We start from the raw sequence: 21405 nt of genomic DNA, 5'->3' as shown, positions 1-21405 counted from the left end.
TAAAAACCAATAAAGCAGTTATTGTGCTGACTTTACTGGTTCATATCCCATTAACCTACTAGCATTTTTTTATTTAATCCTGTAGTTATGATTTCTTTAGTTAATTGATTGCTGTTTAAATCCATTAGATTACGTTGTGAAATCTCCATATCATCTAAAGTTACTAAAAATTTATGCAAATCTAAGATACAGTCCTCGATGTGATAGCAAGAGTCAAAGTGCAGACTGTGCAGTAGTGATATAATTTCCTTTTTCAATTCTACGATTTCAAGTTTTTCTAATATATGCATCTCTAGCTTTTCCAGATGTATCACTCCTAATTTCTATCATTTGACTCTATCAATATTTCCAAATTTAATAGAGTCTATACATAAAATTTATAAGCTAAATTATTTATTGTTTGTATAGATTTTTACCTGCCCCATACCCATTGTTGTCTTATATCCGACTCCTGATAGGGTAGCAAACTGAGCTAATGAATTAATTGCCCATTTCGTTACTTCTGTAGAATCTTTAGCAAATGTATACGTGCACTTGCCACTAAATCCTATCATATTGTAATTGTTAAATTGCACTAATGTCGTCTTTAAATCATACTTAGTTACATTAACTTGTGATAAATCAAGGATTGGTAGTTGTATTTCACTGAAATATTCCCATTTTTCTATTAAACTACCAAAAACCAGCTCTGGCTCTGGGAATAATAATGCTCGTCCGCTCCTACGAAAGCAGGTTGGGGTGGTGAATTCAATGTTGATTCTTGAATCTTGATTTCTTATTGCCATAAAGTCATAATATGTTCGTTTGTCCGTTACTTCTTTAGCACTCAGATAAGTAAATCCAGCACTACCTATAACTAACAGGGTTTTTTGAAAATATTCTAGTACATCAGGAACGATTACTGTAAGTTTTTCTACTAGGGTAGCCAATGTAAATGAATAAACATTTCCTTCTTCTATCTGTGCTATGCCATCCCGCCTTTGAATTTTTCCTATCAATGGTCCAATTATAAACGGTTTATATTGCATTTGATGAAGCTCGGATGCAAGTTCTCCATCTGCGTTTTCTAATGCTTTAAAAAATAGTCCATGTAGTTCCGTACCTGCATGACCTTTAATCATACCAGGTTCCTGACAGAGTAATTGTATTGAGATTTTTTTTAGCTGCATGAATACTGTCCTCCGTATATTACTGTAAAAATTCATTTGCAATTTTTGAGATTATTAACTTTGAGCTATTAACTAGGGTTATAATTGTTTTTCTTAAGTTTTAACCTCCATGTTTTTGGATAACCCACTTGCTTAGCCTTTCCTTTTTCATCCTTTTGACTAAAGTAATTCCATGTGATTCTCAAAGGATGTTTATAAGAACCATCTTCTAATTTGTGTTCATCATGGCTATTATATATCTTGCTATCAATATAAGCCTTTAAATAATCAAGGTATTTTCGATCATGCTTTGTCATTTCAGCAATAAAAGCATCTATTAAATCGTATTTATTATATTTATGTTCCTCACTAATGCTATTGTATGTTGCTTCCATCAGTGATTCAAAACTACTATCTGTCTTTTCTAGTTTAATATCTACTATATCAATTTGTACCTTTCCATACCCGTATGGCTTTGCCCCACCAATCTGTTCAAAAAGTCCTTCGATAATACAATCATTGTTCTGTATGTACTTATTTGAGTATGTATTTGTTTTAAGAAACTCCCTAATATCCAAACTTAGCAATAACAATCCTAATTCCTGTTGAGTTAAATTTTTAAAATATACTTTGCCAGATAATTCTTGATTATTTACTCTTAATACTTTTCTTTCACTTATTAATTTTTTAGGTTCCTTAGCACTTTCCTGCTCTGTGTCTAATATATGATAATACTTGTATCCGTTAGGTTCTGGTTTTATTTCCTTGCCATTATAACTAATCCCTCCTTCATATGTAATAATTTTTTTACTATTGTGAGTTTGTTTCAAATACATTGCATTAGAAGTAGCAGAAGGAGTATGAAGCATGAATTTTTCATCATTATAATCTTCTATAGATTTTTCGCTAGCATCAATTGGACTGAAGCGTATCCGCGATTTATATGCAGTTTTTTCTAATGGATTATCCTGATCTAGTTTGTCAGCTACATAACCAAACAAGCTATCGGCATAATCTAATCTATTATTACTTTTTAACGGGAGTAAATCAGTTATTGAATTTTTGTAAGGGATTTTAAAGTATGGCGTCCGCCCCATTTTAATCACTTTATTATTGTCTGGTTTGAAAAACACAATAATACCCACAGGATTTGCCTTAATTAGCCTATCAAAGTTCTCTTTATTAAAAATGTTATAAAAATCTTTTATTTCTTTATTATCATCAGTAGACTTCATTTTTTTTAAGTTCTCTTCGTAGCTTATAATTGCTGTATCATCAACTTTGAATCCACTATGATATCCATCTGGTTCTCCTACTAAATAATGACTACGTTTTGAACTAGCATTTGTAGAGTTATATAAGTATCCTTTGTTTTTTGAACTTTCAGTAGGCGAAAATTCTATGTTCTCTATTCCACCGTTTGCACTTTGATTAAAAAAGACTAACAATTGGTATGGCGAAAATTTTTTGTTAGATTGCATATAAAGATAAGTAGCATGTATTTGTGCCTTTAACATCCAACGTTTCGCCAAACACTCGAAATATTCATTCATTTCATTGCTATCATTTTTTGCCAATACTTTTAAACTTGAGAGCAGATTTTCTTTTATATTCAGAATATAATTATTTATTGCTTCTGTCCTGCTGACGTTCTGCATTTTGTTCTTTTCAGCATTTAACTTATTTCTATTTATACTTTTAAGGAATGAATAGTCATCCATAAAAAAGATGTCAGATATTTGTTTCTTCATATTTTTCGTTAAATGAACGGATAGGTCAGCTTTCAACAATTCGATTTTCTTAGTTATTTTATCAATTTCTTTTTGAATCATGTTTATTTTGGCAAACATATTTGCAATGTAATTATTATCGTTATCATCATTGCCAAATAAAGAACTCACCTTATCACCTATTACCCCCATGTCACGAAGCCTGTGTTCTTTTATCGATAAGAAAAACTTGTCATTGGTTATCTTCTTAGCTGGTATAACATAATACCCGTCATCATCTTTTCGCAAGAATCCAACTTGGATTGACTTTTCCAATCCATTAGTTTCATTAGCAATATCTAGCCTAGTTCTATAATTTTCGGATAGACCTAGACTGTTTGTTATATCTCTATATAACATAGGTGTTCTGTTGATGAAGCGTGGATAACTCTGGCTTAAAATTTCTAAGTTTGAACGAATTTTCCCTCTGATATTACTACCAGATATATAATATTTTTTTTCAGGGGTTTCTCTCAGTTCAATTGCCATGTCTGATTCAGGTCTAATTGTATATTCGATGTACCCAGACAAGTCTCTTTGTCTAGCATGGCTAGGTAGAGAGTCCATAGCATATGGGTAATAAAACTGTTTAGGAAACGGCATGAAATCATACGGTAAAGTAACATATTGAATATTATTATCTCTTTTAGTATATGGCTTGTCTTTATGAGTTTTACTATTTGTTCCCATACTCATCCCCCTCTAATTTATACAAAGCTGTCTTTTCAACATAAGCTAGATGATTCTCTTCATCATAATCTACATACTCTTTAACTACTAATCTCTTATATTTTTTCTCTTGATTGGCTTTCTCTTGATTGGCTTTCTCTATTACATAATTTCTGGTAATAACTCTCTTGTTTTTCGATTTGCAATTAAAAGTCCCATGCACTAATGGCTCATATGCAACTAAACCATCATCATTTCTTGCAACAAAGAACTCCTTTTCTTCATTAAAGATATGTAGTTCCAATATCTCATCTTGTAAAATAGCCGCTGTTAATAATTCTTGAATTCTTTGGTTTTGTTCACCAAACAAAACACGGTCCAATAAATGGACAATATAGAAATACTTTTTAGAAAAGGGTACTCCATTAACGATTTCATTGAGCGAAGGATTCTTATCGACACAACTCTCTGTTACACCATTCTTTAAATAATTCATAGTCACTTTTCATCCTTTCCCCTTGTTCTTTTGTCATATCTATATTTCTTGCATCTCTTATTAGATTGAAATCTCCATTCACAGACCCTCGTAGCATTATCTTATTACCATGAAATTCTCCCAGTCCTATAGAAGTTCTCCCTCCTATCGGAATTGCGCCGGCTGCAATTCTTTTCAATATATAAATCGTTGGGAAAACAAAATGTTTATCTCCTTCTAAACATATATCAATTGTAGCTTGACCATAAATTTCATTTTGTCTTATTAATGCACCATCATATGCTCCGCCAGTTAATCGGTCAATTTTAATATATATGGAATCAGTTTCTTTTACCTCTTTTGCTTTTACTGCTTTATCCTGATTACAGTTTTGCCCCCTAATTGTTCGGACATAGCCAGCATTTTCAAGTATTACATCGTTAAAAACAAATGCTCCCTTTTTTTTCTGACTACCAAATGCTTCTTCCAATTTTTGTTCTACTTTTTCTTGATCTAAAAACTTGCTAAGTAAAATTCGGAATTCACTGCGAAAAATGCCTTTGATACTAGTTGCAGGTAAGTAATATTTACCATTTCTATTTTGCAATCCTGTCCGTTCACTATCATTAATCTTGAAGTTTTGATACAATCCGTAAGGAAAACTACCACTTAACGAAAATTTAATATGTGATTTAGTTGTTATTGTTTTAACAATTTCAGTAGATGGTATAGGCTTGAACTTACCTTTTCTATGAGAAAATATATAATCTTCTAAATCTTGTTTTGATTGTATCTCCACTTCTTCTAAACGCAATTCTTCTAAATCAAACTGTCCGAAGCCATTGTTCTGTTGTCCACCCAATTTCAATGCTCCTTGTATAAAGCCATTAGCCCAATCGTATACAGTTTGTCTATAATTACTCTCTACTTCGCTATCTTCTACTTCACATTCAATATTAAATATTATTTTTGTTCCTGGCAGTAAGTAATCTAAATAATATTTGTGTTTGTCTTTTGCTGAGCCAGTATCAGAGTTAATCATAGTTCCTTCTTTTCTTCGAATATAATCCTTGTCAGAATTATTCACGTCCAAGATAATCTTACCATCACTTATATAGATGCGACTTTCCTCATAGTCTACTCCATTATTCCCGCCCATAAAATAACGAATTTTATTATCATCGGTACCTAGCTCTTTAAGATAATTCCGTAATGCACCACCGATTGAACTTCCTAGTAAAATTGGTTTGTTCTCTGCATTCTTTATAAGTTCCCCTTGTTGCTCGCTTCCAAAATAAACTGGAGTCTTAGCCATTAAGGTGAATTGATACTTGATAATCTTACTCGCCTGTATCATTACCGTCCAACCTCCTTTCAACATGTAATCCTGCTAAAAGTAAATCAATCAGAAATATTTTATGTCGAAATTCCTCGTTCGTATCATTATAAAATAGCTGTCCTAGTTTCGAATTGATTTTATTCTTAGTGAAACTCTCTAGTTTATTATTCTTCTTCTTATTTAGAAATTCACAAATTTCATTAAAGTTATATCCTGCAAAAGAAAACTGCTTATCATTTTTCGCATATCGATTCTGTAAAGGTTCTATATGCAAGTGGTTCTTTATAGTTATTTTTTCAATGTACTTTTCAAGTTCTTTAATAAACTTGTTTATATGGTTATTTCGAAGTTCTTTATTAATAATCAATCGATAATCATCATTAGAATTCGCTGAACATTTTATTACAATCATATGCAGCCAACGCATTTTGGCATTTGCTAATCCAGACAATATAGTTTTAAAAGTTTGCATTTGCTCATCTAATTTAAAATCGTATAGACCACTTGTGCTTTGACTTGCTGCAGTATTATTGTTTTCAATATTTTTCAACTCATTTAGCATTAATTTGTTAGGATAATCCAAATCGATTCCTAGCCACCCGTAACCATCTTGAGTGCGATATCCTAATAAATTTTGTTCGAGTAATTTTCCTACTCTATCTCTATCGGTCATAGAAATGCCTTCTGGCATATTAAAAACTAGTACTGTTCCTGCTTTTAATGTTGCTTCCTTAGGATATCTTGCGTTCCATTTAGTATTATATCCTTCTGTTAAGCCCGTTTGAATAAACCGTCTTCCGATGTTGACCTTTATACCAGAAAGCTGATATATAAAATCATCAGACAGATAATTGGTCGGTTGTCCATACTCATCTCTAAAAACACAGTCCGACAAGCAAACAACCACCATCTCATTGGTTTTATCCTTGTTTCTCTTAAATCGAAAACCAAGCGCATTGATAGCCTCATCGTATTCTATGTAAGAATCCCCAACAGGAGTAACTTTGCATTTTCCATAACCTGACCCTTTAGAACCACCAATATAAACCGTTTCTGTGCTACTGAGTATTTGTTTGATGTGTGAACTTAAATCTTTAGAATATTTCAATAACGATCTAAATACTTGACCTGATGATATAGCTTCATACCTGAAAAGATTTTCTGGTTCATCTCCTTTGATAGCCGTTGTATGGTGGAGTCTAAACTCTTTTTGAACTTGTACTCCATGAAGCCTGCCGTCCACTTCCGATAGAAATGAGTACTTCAAGTGATTTTTAGCATTATGATTGTTATTACTGTCTAAAGACAAATTTGCAATATCAATTTCATTATTTTCTCCTTTAGAACTCTTTTTCTTTCTCCAATCATGCTTGTCCATACGAAGATGATACGGTGTTGGTAAGAATAAAGCTTTAATATCTTCAACATATGGATAAGCATTGTAACATTTTAGATTATGTAAGATGCTGTTCTTGTTTTCATTGAATAATCCATATCTCACTAACTGTGAAATTAAGGCACCTCTTATTGTTGAGCCTGGCAAATACTCTTTAGTTGGTTCTGTGAAAATACTTTTATTCCCACCTGCTCCAATTTTCAAGGGCTCTATGCTGCGAAACTCAAGAACTCTGTACTCATACATTTCTTGCACCTCCATCTCCACTTGCAATCAGCGTGTGATATGGCTTATTATCTTTGCCAACTAATAATTGGGCGCTTATTTCCCCTCGACCCCTATGAATTCCGGCCCCAATTCTTTTAAATGAATATATGATACGTGCAAGGTCATCTATTACTGGTTGTTTTACTTCTGATACATCTTCAAAGGTAACATTCGAATAGAAGTACATCCCTTCCTTAACTGTGTGATAACTATTGAACATGTTGTTTTTGATAACACCATCTTCCATTTGGATTCCGATACGCACATTGGTTTGTGCATTTATTAACTCGTATGGAGATAAGCGAAAATAATCTTGTTCAAGGTCTTCTTGATGTAATTGAATAAAATATCTTCTAATAGTCTCATCCAATTCCAAATTACTAAGTCTCATTACTCCAGGAACACTACCACGGTTAGAATTGTATTTGTTACCTTCAGGAAGTTTGCTAGTTTCCTGACTATTAAAACCAAATAAACGGACTATTGACTCATAAAAACTTTCTCCATAATTGGTTTTTTGAATTTCATCAATAGTTTTATATTGCTTAAGGAGCCAATATGCTTGTTTTTTTAGCTGTCCTTTTAATGTTTTAGCATGAAAATATACAAACCCATAGGAATCAGACAACACCTTTGACTGCACCGTGTTTCTCTCTCGTTCTCCACTATCAAAAATAGCTTCACTACATAACCTCATCTGAATTTTATATGAATCACATACAGGCATCATTCCTTATCACCTCGTCCCACAAATGGTAGTAGTTCTATAACATCATTGATTAAATATGTATACCCATGACTTCCATTTTGTTCTTCACTGATTAGTAGATGTTCAAGCTTTCTACCGATAGCATCTTCTACAATTGCCTGCAACTCTGCTGTTGCCTCTTTATTTATGTTTAGGAAAAAGCGATACGGTTCAACTCCACCATACATATGCTGTTTTATTCCCTCTAAATAAGAATTGCTAATAAAACTACTTATAGAATCCATGTTATCTCTGTCTTGATTATGTATTTTAATTTGGTTAACTATTTCAAAAAATGCATCAAAGCTAATAATATTATCATCTTCGATTCCTACACACTGATCAATGCACAAGGGTTTCACGGTAAATTTCTGATTATAGTCTTGGTTTTTGTTATATTCTTCAAACTTAATTCTTTCATTCACTTGGCTTTGTACGATTTCCCAATTGATAAACGTTTGTCTCTGATAATTGCTTGAACTTGATTGTGTCTTGTGTAAGAAATTTTTAGCTTCATAGCATAGTTTTTCCGCTACTTTTATTGCTTCAAAATACGGGTATGCATGCTTGATGATTGCAACACCAGCACAAGCCGTTAAGTATTTAGTTCCAAGGTATTTTTCTGTAACATTTTTATAAGTATCATCTTGAGAAAGCGAAATAATTTGTTTTAGAATACTTGCAGCTATTCCAACTGCATGATTTGCTTCAACAATTATACATATATCATCACCAGCCTGTAGAATTGGTGTGACTAAAAGTTTATTACCTACCATATCAAATTGTTTCTGCATTTCCTGTTTTTGTTCAGCATGTTCAATTAGTGCATTTTTTATTGCAGTAAAATATACATTGTTAATATACTCACTTACTTCTCTTAACCCTTCAAAGTCAACCACATTCTTAACTATATCTCCCATTCCGTTCCCATCGATTGATATGACTCCGATATAACTTTTTCCGTTTTCTTTTTTATAGTGATTCAACTCTGACGTCACTCGTACGTTCTTATCCTCAACTTCTGCTTTTATGTCTCGCAGAATCAATTCTCGTATGCTGTCTTTATGACAAGAATCTTTTTCATAACTTTTTTCTTCATAGATTTTTGCTCTTCCAGTTTTGTCGATTTCCTCTATACCATAACTCCAACGCTTAAACTGAGCACGACGCTCGTCCTTTATTTTGTCAGCTCTTTTCATTAGTAACTCTCTTATTTTATTAGCGTTCTCTGTCTCTAAGTTTAGTAGTGTATCCTTATCAGCCTCTTCATCAACCATACTTATATATAGTTCTAAATCTGGGTACTCTTCTAGTACATGAAACGAATAATTCTTTATAAAGCTTTTAGCTATCTCTGCACCGCTAAAACGAATAATACTATTCCCTCCACCAGAGTATTCGAAATGAAACTGTTCTTTAAATTCAGTATTCAAATAGCTTTCTAGTGACAATAGCTCTCCTAGATTTGATTGAATATCACTAATGTCGTAGCTTTCACTAGACAGTCTTTCTGTTACAGCTTTAATAACAAATGATCTCAACAGGTTGTCTTTCAACTTATTGTTTTTATAGATATACTCTTGTTTTTGGGATACATCAAGATAGACATAGGCTGCCATGATTTCACTCCTTTGTTTTTATGATTTTGTGTTTACTCACACACTTCGACAAAACTTAATTATCTCCTCGTTCGAATCTTGTCGTATATTGTCGAACTGGCAATTTTTGTAGTCTTTTTAACAAAAAACAACCTCCTCTCATGTTTAATCATAAGTGAAGGTTGCATTTCTATAATATTTGTTACATACTTTTTCTCTCTACACGATTACCTTGGAAAACATTCGTTGGGTACAACAAATCTTTAACCTTATCAACTGATGCTTTTTCTCCATTCAAAAACACATTAGGAATACCATCGCTACATACACGTATATTCTCAATTCCAAACAACTCTTGAGCTGATTTAATTGTTTTAATAAGTGAACTTTCTGGCTCTTCCTCTTTAATCCTTTTCATATACTGTTCAATTCCTGTTCCATAAATCCAGCCATTAGTTAGAATTGAACTTTTACCAACTATTGAGCAGAAGAGTTTGCTTTCCCCTCTATTTTTTCTGGCAGAAAGAACACTACGATAAATCACATCATCTAAAGGAAGTGAATATCCCATCAACACCACGTGTTTAGTTCCTTCAAGAGATACCCTCATATCGCGTTGGACTTCTTCAATAAATGATGGGTGGAACCCTTTAAAATTACTTTGCATTATAAGTGGTGCATCAAAAGTTTCTGTCAATGTACCACAAAAAGAGCATTGTATAGCATCTATCTTGCCCATATTTTGTGCTCTAAACTCCTCAGCAGATCTCGCTTGAAAACCAAATTGAAAGACTGGCAAAGGAAGTGGCGGGAATAACGATGCTGTATTTAAACCCCAATCACTACCCATATACATTGTTAATTTTCCACAATTCGGGCATTCGCGCCAACCAGAGCATCCATGCGGAAAATAGAATTTTCCTACTCGAACCCTTCTTCCTGTTACATGTTCTGGATCATTTATCCTCTGTACAACTGTCTCGTTAAATGGATACCAAACCTGTGGTGTTTGACCATCAATTTGGCGAACCCCCATGAAATGACCACCCATATCGTGAAAGAGCTTAAGTGGCATAGGTGGAATCCCTATATGTGTACGCTTCAAGTCATTATTCTTTTTATGTACATTGAAAAGCAGCCATAATAAAATAGGATCCCAATTCATAGATATTATTGAGTAGCTAAATAAATAAAATTCTCGTTGAGTCAGCTTCTTATTCATGCCAGGGTATAAATCGTGTGCCTCATCAACCATTAGCTTATATAATACTTCTACAAAACTTTCATATTGATTCAATATACTTCTGTTATTTAAGATTGCATTTTGGAAATCAAGGGTATGAAGCAAAACTGTCAGCATCTTCAATGTATTACGTACTTGGATTAACTTTCCTGATGGTATAAATGGTTCGTCACCTGCATGATTATAAGCGTAAAAACCTTGATTATTCTGGATATGCATATCTAAAATATTGAATAGATCTGAAAGCTCAAAATCTTCTTCGCTTTGTCCCGGACAGATGCGAATAATATTATATAGATTACCCCAATCATAACTGTCTCGTAGTTGTTTTAGCCTAGTCTGACGTTCAACATCTGATAGATTTGGATATTGACGTCGCATGCAATTCGATACATCTTCACTATCTTCTGGATCACCCAATATTATCAGAAGATCTTTTACAGCATTTATCCATGTTGAATTATCATATTGAATCGCTTGCTTTACACGTTCACGCAAACTTACTCCAGGTATAACTAGCCTATAAATTGATACTCCGATAGTCGGGGTTGTTCTAACCCCAATCGCCGCTGTTGCTCCAGCACCCCAAAAAACTGCTGTTTCAGGCCATATAGGCTTATACTCTAGCATCTTCATTTTGACTCTATAGTAATTGAAGTAATTTTATATTTCCCATTTTCATTGAATTCAGCAGTGAATTCGGCAATCATGCTATTTTTAAATAAGTACAAAATTAGACTCTCAAACTTCTCGTCTACGTCAAATTCTTCTGACTTAGATACAGGTCTGATTTCAAGCTCCTTATTTACATCTTTTTCAAAAAATAGGTTGTAAGTATACTCTTTTTCAGACGGCATCTTAAAACTATAATCTGCGTTACTAAATAGTGTAACCTTCGATTTATTTTCTCCTTTACCCCAACTTGTAATTTTCGCTATTGTTTTCACTTGCTCCATCTCCCTTGATTTTAACTTGCTCTAAATTGTTATTAAACATCTTTACACAAGCTAATATTATTTCACTCCTGATTTTCAGATTTAGTAATTTTTTTAGCAATTTCGTTAAATTTATTTGCATAAGCTATGTGCGGAAAAAGCATTGGGTTGTTTATAAGCATTAATAATTGGTTAAGTTGTAAGTTTAATGTTAACAACGGGTTATTTTTTACTTTTAAAACTTTTAACTTATTAAGAATGCTTGTTTCACATGAACAAAATTTAAGATATTCGTATTTTTCACTACCCCTTACTCTACCATTAATAACTAGAGGAGTTTCTTTGTCTCCGTCGCAGTTACCCTTATTCAAATATCTCCCCCACCATCCCAGAGATTTATTCTCATTCGGAGTAAGAAGCTTAAAAAAGTTAGATTGCCCTGCTTGCTTTTTCTGCATAACTATAAAGTCGAACGAATCTGATAAGTCTTTTTCTAAGTCTTCAAAAGTCTTTTCTTTCTCTAGTCCCTTTATTGCTGTAAAAATCTTTATTGGTCTAGTCCTTGACTGTGTTCCATTTGTTATGCCACATGAAAAACCAGTGGCAAATCTAGCTATACCCGTTGGATTAGGTGTTAAATCATCTATAACCTTGGCCCATCCCTTTAGATTTTCAGTATCATAGCTTGTACTCTTACACTCAATAACTATAGCAACCGCTTCAATCGGAATAAATTTCAAAGTATTATAATTAAAGACATACGGAGTATACTGTTCATCATACACAGCAATATCTACTTCTTTGGATACTTTACCCATTGAATCGATAATCATTACTCCTTGTGCCATAGAAAATTTCTTAGGAATCATACTTCGAAATAATTCAATCCACATTTCTTCCCTATAATTCCCTGTAACCCCACCATGTAGTGAAGCTATTTCCATTTCCTCAACCATCATATTGTTAAGATACTTGTAATTCTTATAGATTTTTTCAAAAGCATTGTTTTTGTCTTCGTCCATGTTATCACTATCCTTTTATAATTTTATCAATACGGTGATTTGTGGTGATACCTCATAAAACCTTATTGTGACTACCTTCTACAAAACTCACCTATCTCCTCGTTCGAATTTTGTCGTAATTTGTCGATATAGTAATTTTTTACTTAATATTACAAAAAACAACCTTCATGTACGCTTAAACATACACACAGGTTGTTTTGATTTTAAATTTCAATACTTGATAACTTGATTTTTTAATACTAAAGCGATAAAACTATTCTTTACGCAGCAAGATGTTTCCATTCCCTTCCACAGCAATTAGCTTCTTACTACAACTCCTATTGAATGTGAAGGCTACAGATGTTGTCGTTTCAATTCCATTAAAAGAAATTAGTTTCTTACTACAAATTGACAAGTTGCAAATACCAACATACGTAGTTAGGTTTCAACTCCCTTCACGGGAATTAGCTTTTTACTACTAAACCAACCTGCGAATAACCTTTCTTTATCAGAAGTGTTTCAATTCCCTTCACGGAAATTAGCTTTTTACTACATAGCAAAATTGCTCGAATGCACGAAGTTAAAATGTTGTTTCAATTCCCTTAATGGAAATTAGCTTCTTACTACTAGAAAACACTATTAAACTAGCATTGGAATATGGCGGCACAGTTTCAATTCCCTTCACGGAAATTAGCTTCTTACTACCAAGCAGGCAGTGAAGTGGCTGAAGGAATTATATCAGCGTTTCAATTCCCTTCACGGAAATTAGTTTATTTCTGCCTAATGGAAATCTTTAACGATGACTATTCGCTAAATTTCAATTCCCTTAACGGAAATTAGTTTCTTACTACTGGACAAGCTCAAACAACGTCAGAAGCAACTTAGGTTAGTTTCAATTCCCTTCACGGAAATTAGCTTATTAATATATCTGCCGCAAAATGATAAGGAAGCAACAGAAACCATTAGTTTCAATTCGCTTAACGGAAATTAGCTTATTACTATTTAGAAATAGCAAAAAAACAAGGTAAATCAGAATTGTTTCAATTCCCTTAACGGAAATTAGTTTCTTACTACGGGTGCAGTATAAGAGACAAAACGGAGGTGATATATAGTTTCAATTCCCTTAACGGAAATTAGTTTCTTACTACAAAACATACCACGGGAGGGTATCATATGCAAACTGCTGGGTTTCAATTCCCTTAACGGAAATTAGTTTCTTACTACAAGGGAAAAAAGCGTCAAGCATAAAAGGTTTAGTTGTGGTGTTTCAATTCCCTTAACGGAAATTAGTTTCTTACTACCCGAAAACGGCAACGAAACAGTCACTGTATATTGGTTTCAATTCCCTTAACGGAAATTAGTTTCTTACTACGTGCTTTCAACTGACTGCGAAGGACTTTCCCAATCGCCTGGTTTCAATTCCCTTAACGGAAATTAGTTTCTTACTACTTTCAAAGATACATCATTAGAACATAGCGGAAATATGTTTCAATTCCCTTAACGGAAATTAGTTTCTTACTACAAGACAGAGCTTACAGGATGGCAGCCGAAAAAATAGTTTCAATTCCCTTAACGGAAATTAGTTTCTTACTACCTAGACTCTTTTAAATCACGTATAAGTCAGCATTTACAGTTTCAATTCCCTTAACGGAAATTAGTTTCTTACTACGACCCGTGGAGCGTTCAAAAATGTGACACTTTGGAGCGGTTTCAATTCCCTTAACGGAAATTAGTTTCTTACTACACCTACTACGTTACCATTAGAATCTACTTGAATGCGTTTCAATTCCCTTAACGGAAATTAGTTTCTTACTACGTACTACGGAACTTTTAGTTGTGGTTGTGAGGGAGTTTCAATTCCCTTAACGGAAATTAGTTTCTTACTACTTTGGTCCGATGGGATTTAAGGTTTATCTGCTTGGTAGTTTCAATTCCCTTAACGGAAATTAGTTTCTTACTACATATTAAACCAGGGATATGGCAGCCATGGTGCTAACAGGAGTTTCAATTCCCTTAACGGAAATTAGTTTCTTACTACACATTCATTAATATCAGGGATTTGATGGACAAAGGGTTTCAATTCCCTTAACGGAAATTAGTTTCTTACTACACCATACTGGAATGTCATGCGCTCTACAGCAGATGTTTCAATTCCCTTAACGGAAATTAGTTTCTTACTACGAAGAACTAAAACAATACCAGGTACCATTCAAAAAGTTTCAATTCCCTTAACGGAAATTAGTTTCTTACTACGACAAAAAGAATATTCAATAAGAACTGGCTAAGTGTGTTTCAATTCCCTTAACGGAAATTAGTTTCTTACTACTAGGCAATCGTATATAGTGCTATAGTGCATAGTGTGAGTTTCAATTCCCTTAACGGAAATTAGTTTCTTACTACATATTAAATACAAAGATATCCCTGCTAAATATTTGTTTCAATTCCCTTAACGGAAATTAGTTTCTTACTACGAGTATGATTATAAGCAGTAGCAAAGGAGTGGGAGCAGTTTCAATTCCCTTAACGGAAATTAGTTTCTTACTACGACGCTAGTATTGATGATTTAATTAGATTTTTAAAATGTTTCAATTCCCTTAACGGAAATTAGTTTCTTACTACGCAATAACTTATCTTCGTTTTCCCCCATAAGTTTTTTTGTTTCAATTCCCTTAACGGAAATTAGTTTCTTACTACGCAGCGGACTAAATAACGCAGCACGCATCAATGTCGTTTCAATTCCCTTAACGGAAATTAGTTTCTTACTACAGAGCAAAACAAAGGGCGAACTAGGTGTCAAGGTATCCTGTTTCAATTCCCTTAACGGAAATTAGTTTCTTACTACACCATAACATTTCCCCATTTTGAATAATTTGCTTATGGTTTCAATTCCCTTAACGGAAATTAGTTTCTTACTACGAGAAGAACTTACTGAATGGCGAAAAGTATTAAGGTTTCAATTCCCTTAACGAAAATTAGTTTCTTACTACCTAGACTCTTTTAAATCACGTATAAGTCAGCATTTACAGTTTCAATTCCCTTAACGGAAATTAGTTTCTTACTACTTTGGTCCGATGGGATTTAAGGTTTATCTGCTTGGTAGTTTCAATTCCCTTAACGGAAATTAGTTTCTTACTACGAAATTTTGTCGCGAGTCGTAGCGAAGCTTTAGAGTGTTTCAATTCCCTTAACGGAAATTAGTTTCTTACTACTGCGTTTTCCCATGTTCTTGATTTTGGTGTGTTCAGTTTCAATTCCCTTAACGGAAATTAGTTTCTTACTACACCGAAAAAGAAATGACACTAGCAATATAAATATTACGTTTCAATTCCCTTAACGGAAATTAGTTTCTTACTACACAGGAACAGTTGATAGAAACGGTAGATGCTTGCAATGGTTTCAATTCCCTTAACGGAAATTAGTTTCTTACTACGACAGGCACAGAAGTAAGCGGAACAGGCTACGCAGTTTCAATTCCCTTAACGGAAATTAGTTTCTTACTACGTGGGTATTGAGCGAGATATCCAACGTATAGACAGATACGGTTTCAATTCCCTTAACGGAAATTAGTTTCTTACTACTTAGTTTGCGGTAACCGCTTTGGAAAGGACTTGGGTTCCATGTTTCAATTCCCTTAACGGAAATTAGTTTCTTACTACTACAAAATATCGAAGTTACTAAAGAAGCAGTAGGTTTAGTTTCAATTCCCTTAACGGAAATTAGTTTCTTACTACAATGATAGATATTTTTATAAAGATGAGAGAAATTCGTTTCAATTCCCTTAACGGAAATTAGTTTCTTACTACCTACATGGATACCTTGGATACAATATACACGGTATTTGAGTTTCAATTCCCTTAACGGAAATTAGTTTCTTACTACGAAATGGCACATCCTCAGAGAGACTCATTATCGGATTAGTTTCAATTCCCTTAACGGAAATTAGTTTCTTACTACAATAAAATACTGAGTGGCGCAACAAAAGACCCTAAATTGTTTCAATTCCCTTAACGGAAATTAGTTTCTTACTACGTTTTAAGAAAGAGTTGATAGAAAAAGAATTTAATAGTTTCAATTCCCTTAACGGAAATTAGTTTCTTACTACGAACACCGACCACAGCAGCATGTGTTGCCGGAAGCGTTTCAATTCCCTTAACGGAAATTAGTTTCTTACTACTTGTTTGGTTGCATATCATCAGCCCATATAACCATGCCTTGTTTCAATTCCCTTAACGGAAATTAGTTTCTTACTACAACAGACTCAAACGATTTAATTAAAAATCTAAATATGGGTTTCAATTCCCTTAACGGAAATTAGTTTCTTACTACGAAATTATCGAAGGTACACGCTTATTTAATATATCTACGTTTCAATTCCCTTAACGGAAATTAGTTTCTTACTACCGCTTACTATTTCCCCCTTTGATGGACGCCATTTTATTAGCGGTAAATCGAGCGGTTATGAGAATTGCGAATATTAATGATTTTAATATGCGCAACAACAATGTATTCCCTTGCTAGCAAAAGGAAAATAACGTTCGAGAGGCTCGTGGGATTTTCCGCCACCTGAGGCTCTCGATTTTTAGTTCTATATATCTAACATCTAACCTATATCTATTTATTCTATAATACTATCTTAATCTCCTTCAAAAAATATCAATTTCTGGATTTAACCATCACTACCATAAATACCACTAAGAAAAACAGTGCTCCGCTAATAAACGGTAAGAACACGTTGAAGTCTAAAAGCATTCCAGCCCATAGTGGTCCGATGATTCTTCCTAAGCTCATATACGACTCGGCAATGCCCATCGCTTTGCCTTTGCTCATCGTTGTATGCTTGGAGATGTAAGATAAGGACGACGGCTTCAATAGGGCTACTAATAGTATGAATGTGCCCATGGCGAGTAACACCGTTACGAGTGTATTCGCTAGCAATATTAATCCAAAGCCAATTGCGCCTCCTAACAATGCGAACTGAATTGTCTTGCGTTCGCCAAACTTCTTCGTCATAGGCCCTACTAATAACCCTTGCGCTAGCGCGTACATCACAGCCATTGCCATCAGAATTGCCCCTACTTGTTCAGGCCCATAGTTAAATCGTTCTATTGCATACAGTCCAAATATGCTTGAGAAAATTGTCTGTCCAAAGATTCCCACAAAGACTACAATCAGACCGAACTTCATCGGTGTTCTGAGGGCTTGCCAAAGCCCTTTCACCTGCATGAATTTTATTTCTGTAGCTTGACACCTATGCTCCTTCCCTAAGGATTCTGGTAGCCAAATCAGTATAATAAAGAATGTCAGGACACAAAATCCAGCAGCTATGTAGAAAGGAGTTGCTAGAGATGTTGATGCTAATAAGCCGCCCACTCCTGGACCTAGTACCATTCCTACGCCTATAGCTCCTCCAATCTTACCCATAGCACCTCCCCGCTCTTCTTCGTCTGTGCTATCGCTAGCGTAAGCTTGAGCCGCGGGAATGGCAGCAGAAGAAAGGCCTCCAGATAGTAGCTGCGCAATGTAGAGCATCCACAGCTTTGTTGATACTGCTAGTAATAGCATAGCCATTCCCAGGCCAATCATGCCTATCAACAGGATTGGCTTGCGCCCGTAGCGATCGGACAAGCTTCCCCATACAGGAGCGAATAGTAGTTGCATTACTCCGTAGCTAGTAATAAGAAGTCCATAGTGAATCCCTTTGCCGCCCATGCTTTCAATGTAGAAGGGCAGGACGGGCATGGCAATGCCATAGCCCATCATCACAATGACTAAGCTGAAGAACAGGATTCTCATATTATTTTTTCCACACTTCCTGTTTCCCCATTGACACGAACAATCTGCCCGTCTTTTAGCTCGGAAGTGGCTGCAACAACACCGACCACTGCAGGGATTCCATATTCCCTAGCGACCACTGAGCCGTGGGAAATTGGACCACCTGTTTCCATTATTAGCGCGCCAATTTTCAGGAAAAGTGGTGTCCAAGCAGGGTTTGTAGCTGACGTCACTAAGATATCACCCTTCTCTAGCTTGTTCCCTTCTAGCGGATTCTTTAGCACCTTAACCCTACCCTCATAAACTCCAGGCGATACTGGAACGCCAACGTAGGCGTTATCGCCAGCTGTTTCTACAGCAGAGTAAACACTTTCCCCTGTACTGATTAGAAGCCTCGGTGGCATCGGCCTTGCCAGCTCCCTTTGATATTCCTCTTTGTTCTTCTCCACAATATCTAACAGCTTTTTCTTAGATTTAATATCTTCCACTGTTACATAAAATACGTCCATACGATCTTTGATTCTACCAGCCTTCTCTAAGTGCTCGCCAATTTCAATCAACACAGCGCTAATCATGCTAAGACCCATTGACATATAGTATTTAGGCAGCTCCCTTAGACCAAACATTTCCCGATAATTCCTTAGAATTTTTTCTACTTTCCGTGCTACGCGTTTGCCAGCCTTTTGCTCTAATTTTGCTTTTATTCTTATTATCGCTTGTTCCGCTTCCTCCTGTCCTTTATAGAAACGATCGATTTCCTGATTGTAATTTTGTAGGTCAATATAGGAGTTGATTGTGTCTATTACAAACTGCGGATCTTCTCTCCATGTTGTGCTTGCAACCTCTAGCTCAATGAAGGAGTTCTTGTCCCCATACTTATCTAGGAAATTAATAATTCTCGGTTCCTTCGCCGTTGCTCTACGACCATGCCCATCTAACTCTTTTGCAATGTATAGTAATTCCATCCCCATCTCTGTTGTAATGTTATAAGGAACGGCTTTCTCAACATGCTGCAGATCTGATATATCGTCAAGATATTTCGTCATGATTCCCTCAGCTTTGCTTAAATACGTGAGGGATTTGCCACCGTAAAGCAATATTTCTAGGCTTCCCATGACTCCTGCATCACTGATTTCTTCAATTAGCTTTAGCTTCTGCTCGACGGTCTTGCAGCTCTTCATCTGCATTCTTATTCGTTCCATTGTCTGGTCAGCAGTCTGCTTCGCTCGTGCTCGTGCTTCTGCTGGATTGATTGTTCCATATATTGACTTAAACACTCCATCGACAGCTATTTTTAACAGACCCATATTAATTATGCTCATCATCGAAAAAGCGTCGATTTTACTGTTAACAAGCGCTTGCTTATTGTTCTCTAGCACCTGTAGTAGCGCTTTTGTTGTTAATGGGTCTTTGTCGTTTCGCTTACTGTCTCTTAGGTTGGCTTGCATCTTTTCACTTTTCATAATACTTGTTATATCGGCATAGACTCGACCACCAAGGTTGTGTAGCCACCACAGCCGATTACCTTTATAGTGCTTCTTGCCAAATTTCGTCATCATGCCCTGAAATCCAAATCTAGCAATCTCAAAGCCCATTGGGGTAAAAGGCTCTTTCATAGACTGGGAATACATATACAGGTTCAGGTAGACGCGGAAGTCATCTGCATCTGCGTTATCAGGAATCGGATACAGGGTAGTTATAGGTCTAGTCTGAACTAAATAAAACTCCCCGTCCTCACAGGCCCATTCGAGATCCTGGGGAAAGTTATAGTAGTTTTCGACTTGGATTGCTAATTCGAGTAGCACTTGTTTTTCTGTATCATTTAATGTAGCAACTTTTTGTTGCTCGCTGTCTACCTCTATTAGTTCGATTCCTTTCGCTTTGCGAATCGTTTGTACTTTTTTTGTCGCTACCTCTTCCTGTACGACGCTTCCAGTCTTTTTACTGATGATCCATTGGTCTGGATTAACTTCTCCGGCAACGATTGCTTCCCCCAAGCCCCAGGACGAGTTGATTAGGACTTCATCTCGCACGCCATTGACAGGGTTTGCTGTGAACATGATTCCCGATTTTTCTGCATTGACTAGCTTCTGTACGACGACTCCATGGGCAAGATTGTTATTACCAATATTCTGCTTAATTCGATAGGCAACAGCCCGCTCGTTCCATAATGATGCCCAGCATTTTTTAATATATATATAGACTTCTTCTTTGCCTTTGACATTAAGATAGGTGCTATATTGTCCAGCAAATGACATCCCTGGCATATCTTCTGCTGTAGCTGATGATCGGATAGCAACTGTTGGATTCCCCTGCTGTTCATATATTCGATCTATTTCCGCTTTGATATCTTCTGGGATTTCTCCCTGCTCAAATAATTGTTTAATCTCGTTAGTAGCTTCGTTTAGTTCCTCCGTATTCGTTCCATCAATATTCGAGAACAAGCGTACAATCTCTTTTTGCAATTGGTTCGCCTCTACAAATCGTTTATAGGCGTTCGTTAGTACTACAAAACCCCCAGGCACAGGTAGACCTGAACCAATCATTTCTCCTAGGTTTGCTGCCTTACCTCCAGCTATTGCTACATCCTCTTTACGAATTTGCTTTAAATTACATACATAGTTACATGTATAGTTAGCCATAGTTACCGTCCCCTTTCTTTTTTCTGAACTTGCAAAGTAATTAAGCCGATTCCGATATCCCTTAATTGTAATATTAACCCATAAACTGCAGAAATGTCAGGTAACTCACCACTTAATATAGTGATTCCTTTATCGTTCCTTAGCGATAATCCAGCAAAATAGTCTGTACTCCATTGATCAAGTCGAGATTCCGTATGCACTAATACCTGCCAAGTATATTTCCTAGCTATCATATCCATCCTCCTAACTTTCACATTTGTCTTTGCTTTCTCACTTTGTCTACGCTCTTGCACTTTATCTATGATGTTTGTTTCTAGCTTATCTATAATTCGATAGATTTTGACCTGACGAAAGTTAGGGTTTTGGTTGGTTTGGGATAGTTTGGGTTGGTTTGCAAAAGGAA

General features: G+C 35.3%; 14 protein-coding genes and 1 CRISPR repeat array. All 14 genes read right to left on the bottom strand.

The features are described 5' to 3' along the window. Positions 1–50 precede the first annotated feature (50 nt). The 14 genes from BHF68_RS08360 to BHF68_RS08295 all read right to left on the bottom strand — a co-directional run bounded on the left by BHF68_RS08360 (position 51) and on the right by BHF68_RS08295 (position 21235). Positions 51–290: a hypothetical protein gene (locus BHF68_RS08360; RefSeq protein WP_069643193.1), complete on the bottom strand. Its 240-nt coding sequence runs from the start codon at positions 288–290 to the stop codon at positions 51–53. 99 nt (positions 291–389) lie between these two features. Beyond that, a complete protein-coding gene (cas6, locus tag BHF68_RS08355) occupies positions 390–1169 on the bottom strand; it encodes a CRISPR-associated endoribonuclease Cas6 (RefSeq protein ID WP_069643192.1) in 780 nt (259 codons plus the stop codon). A gap of 68 nt (positions 1170–1237) precedes the next feature. Beyond that, positions 1238–3607, bottom strand: coding sequence for a hypothetical protein (locus tag BHF68_RS08350; RefSeq protein WP_069643191.1), 2370 nt, complete (start codon positions 3605–3607; stop codon positions 1238–1240). Then, a complete protein-coding gene (locus BHF68_RS08345; RefSeq protein WP_141706253.1) occupies positions 3594–4088 on the bottom strand; it encodes a hypothetical protein in 495 nt (164 codons plus the stop codon). Before BHF68_RS08345 ends, BHF68_RS08350 begins: the two co-directional genes overlap by 14 nt. After that, positions 4039–5418, bottom strand: a complete 1380-nt coding sequence (locus BHF68_RS08340; protein WP_069643189.1) for an RAMP superfamily CRISPR-associated protein — start codon at positions 5416–5418, stop codon at positions 4039–4041. Before BHF68_RS08340 ends, BHF68_RS08345 begins: the two co-directional genes overlap by 50 nt. Beyond that, positions 5402–7042, bottom strand: a complete 1641-nt coding sequence (locus BHF68_RS08335; RefSeq protein WP_069643188.1) for an RAMP superfamily CRISPR-associated protein — start codon at positions 7040–7042, stop codon at positions 5402–5404. Before BHF68_RS08335 ends, BHF68_RS08340 begins: the two co-directional genes overlap by 17 nt. Continuing rightward, a complete protein-coding gene (locus tag BHF68_RS08330; RefSeq protein WP_069643187.1) occupies positions 7035–7793 on the bottom strand; it encodes an RAMP superfamily CRISPR-associated protein in 759 nt (252 codons plus the stop codon). Before BHF68_RS08330 ends, BHF68_RS08335 begins: the two co-directional genes overlap by 8 nt. Then, the gene (locus tag BHF68_RS08325; RefSeq protein WP_069643186.1) at positions 7790–9430 is read right to left on the bottom strand and encodes a Cas10/Cmr2 second palm domain-containing protein; all 1641 of its coding nucleotides are present in this window, start codon (positions 9428–9430) and stop codon (positions 7790–7792) included. Before BHF68_RS08325 ends, BHF68_RS08330 begins: the two co-directional genes overlap by 4 nt. A 181-nt stretch (positions 9431–9611) precedes the next feature. Beyond that, a complete protein-coding gene (locus BHF68_RS08320; RefSeq protein WP_141706252.1) occupies positions 9612–11282 on the bottom strand; it encodes a hypothetical protein in 1671 nt (556 codons plus the stop codon). A gap of 2 nt (positions 11283–11284) precedes the next feature. After that, a complete protein-coding gene (locus BHF68_RS08315; protein WP_069643184.1) occupies positions 11285–11599 on the bottom strand; it encodes a hypothetical protein in 315 nt (104 codons plus the stop codon). 71 nt (positions 11600–11670) lie between these two features. Further along, complete coding sequence (locus BHF68_RS08310) at positions 11671–12609, bottom strand: DUF6602 domain-containing protein (protein WP_069643183.1); 939 nt, start codon at positions 12607–12609, stop codon at positions 11671–11673. A 347-nt stretch (positions 12610–12956) separates the two neighbouring features. Next, a CRISPR array of direct repeats spans positions 12957–16989; the repeat unit is 37 nt; unit sequence GTTTCAATTCCCTTAACGGAAATTAGTTTCTTACTAC. A 252-nt stretch (positions 16990–17241) separates the two neighbouring features. Further along, positions 17242–18381, bottom strand: coding sequence for an MFS transporter (locus BHF68_RS08305; protein WP_069643182.1), 1140 nt, complete (start codon positions 18379–18381; stop codon positions 17242–17244). Beyond that, positions 18378–21002: a PEP/pyruvate-binding domain-containing protein gene (locus tag BHF68_RS08300; protein ID WP_069643181.1), complete on the bottom strand. Its 2625-nt coding sequence runs from the start codon at positions 21000–21002 to the stop codon at positions 18378–18380. Before BHF68_RS08300 ends, BHF68_RS08305 begins: the two co-directional genes overlap by 4 nt. A 2-nt stretch (positions 21003–21004) precedes the next feature. After that, positions 21005–21235, bottom strand: a complete 231-nt coding sequence (locus BHF68_RS08295; RefSeq protein WP_069643180.1) for a DUF8691 family protein — start codon at positions 21233–21235, stop codon at positions 21005–21007. Positions 21236–21405 lie beyond the last annotated feature (170 nt).

Origin of the sequence: Desulfuribacillus alkaliarsenatis (assembly GCF_001730225.1) — a bacterium.
GTDB lineage: Bacteria > Bacillota > Bacilli > Desulfuribacillales > Desulfuribacillaceae > Desulfuribacillus > Desulfuribacillus alkaliarsenatis.
Note: the sequence above shows the minus strand (reverse complement) of the source record. Positions and strands in the feature narration are given on the sequence as shown.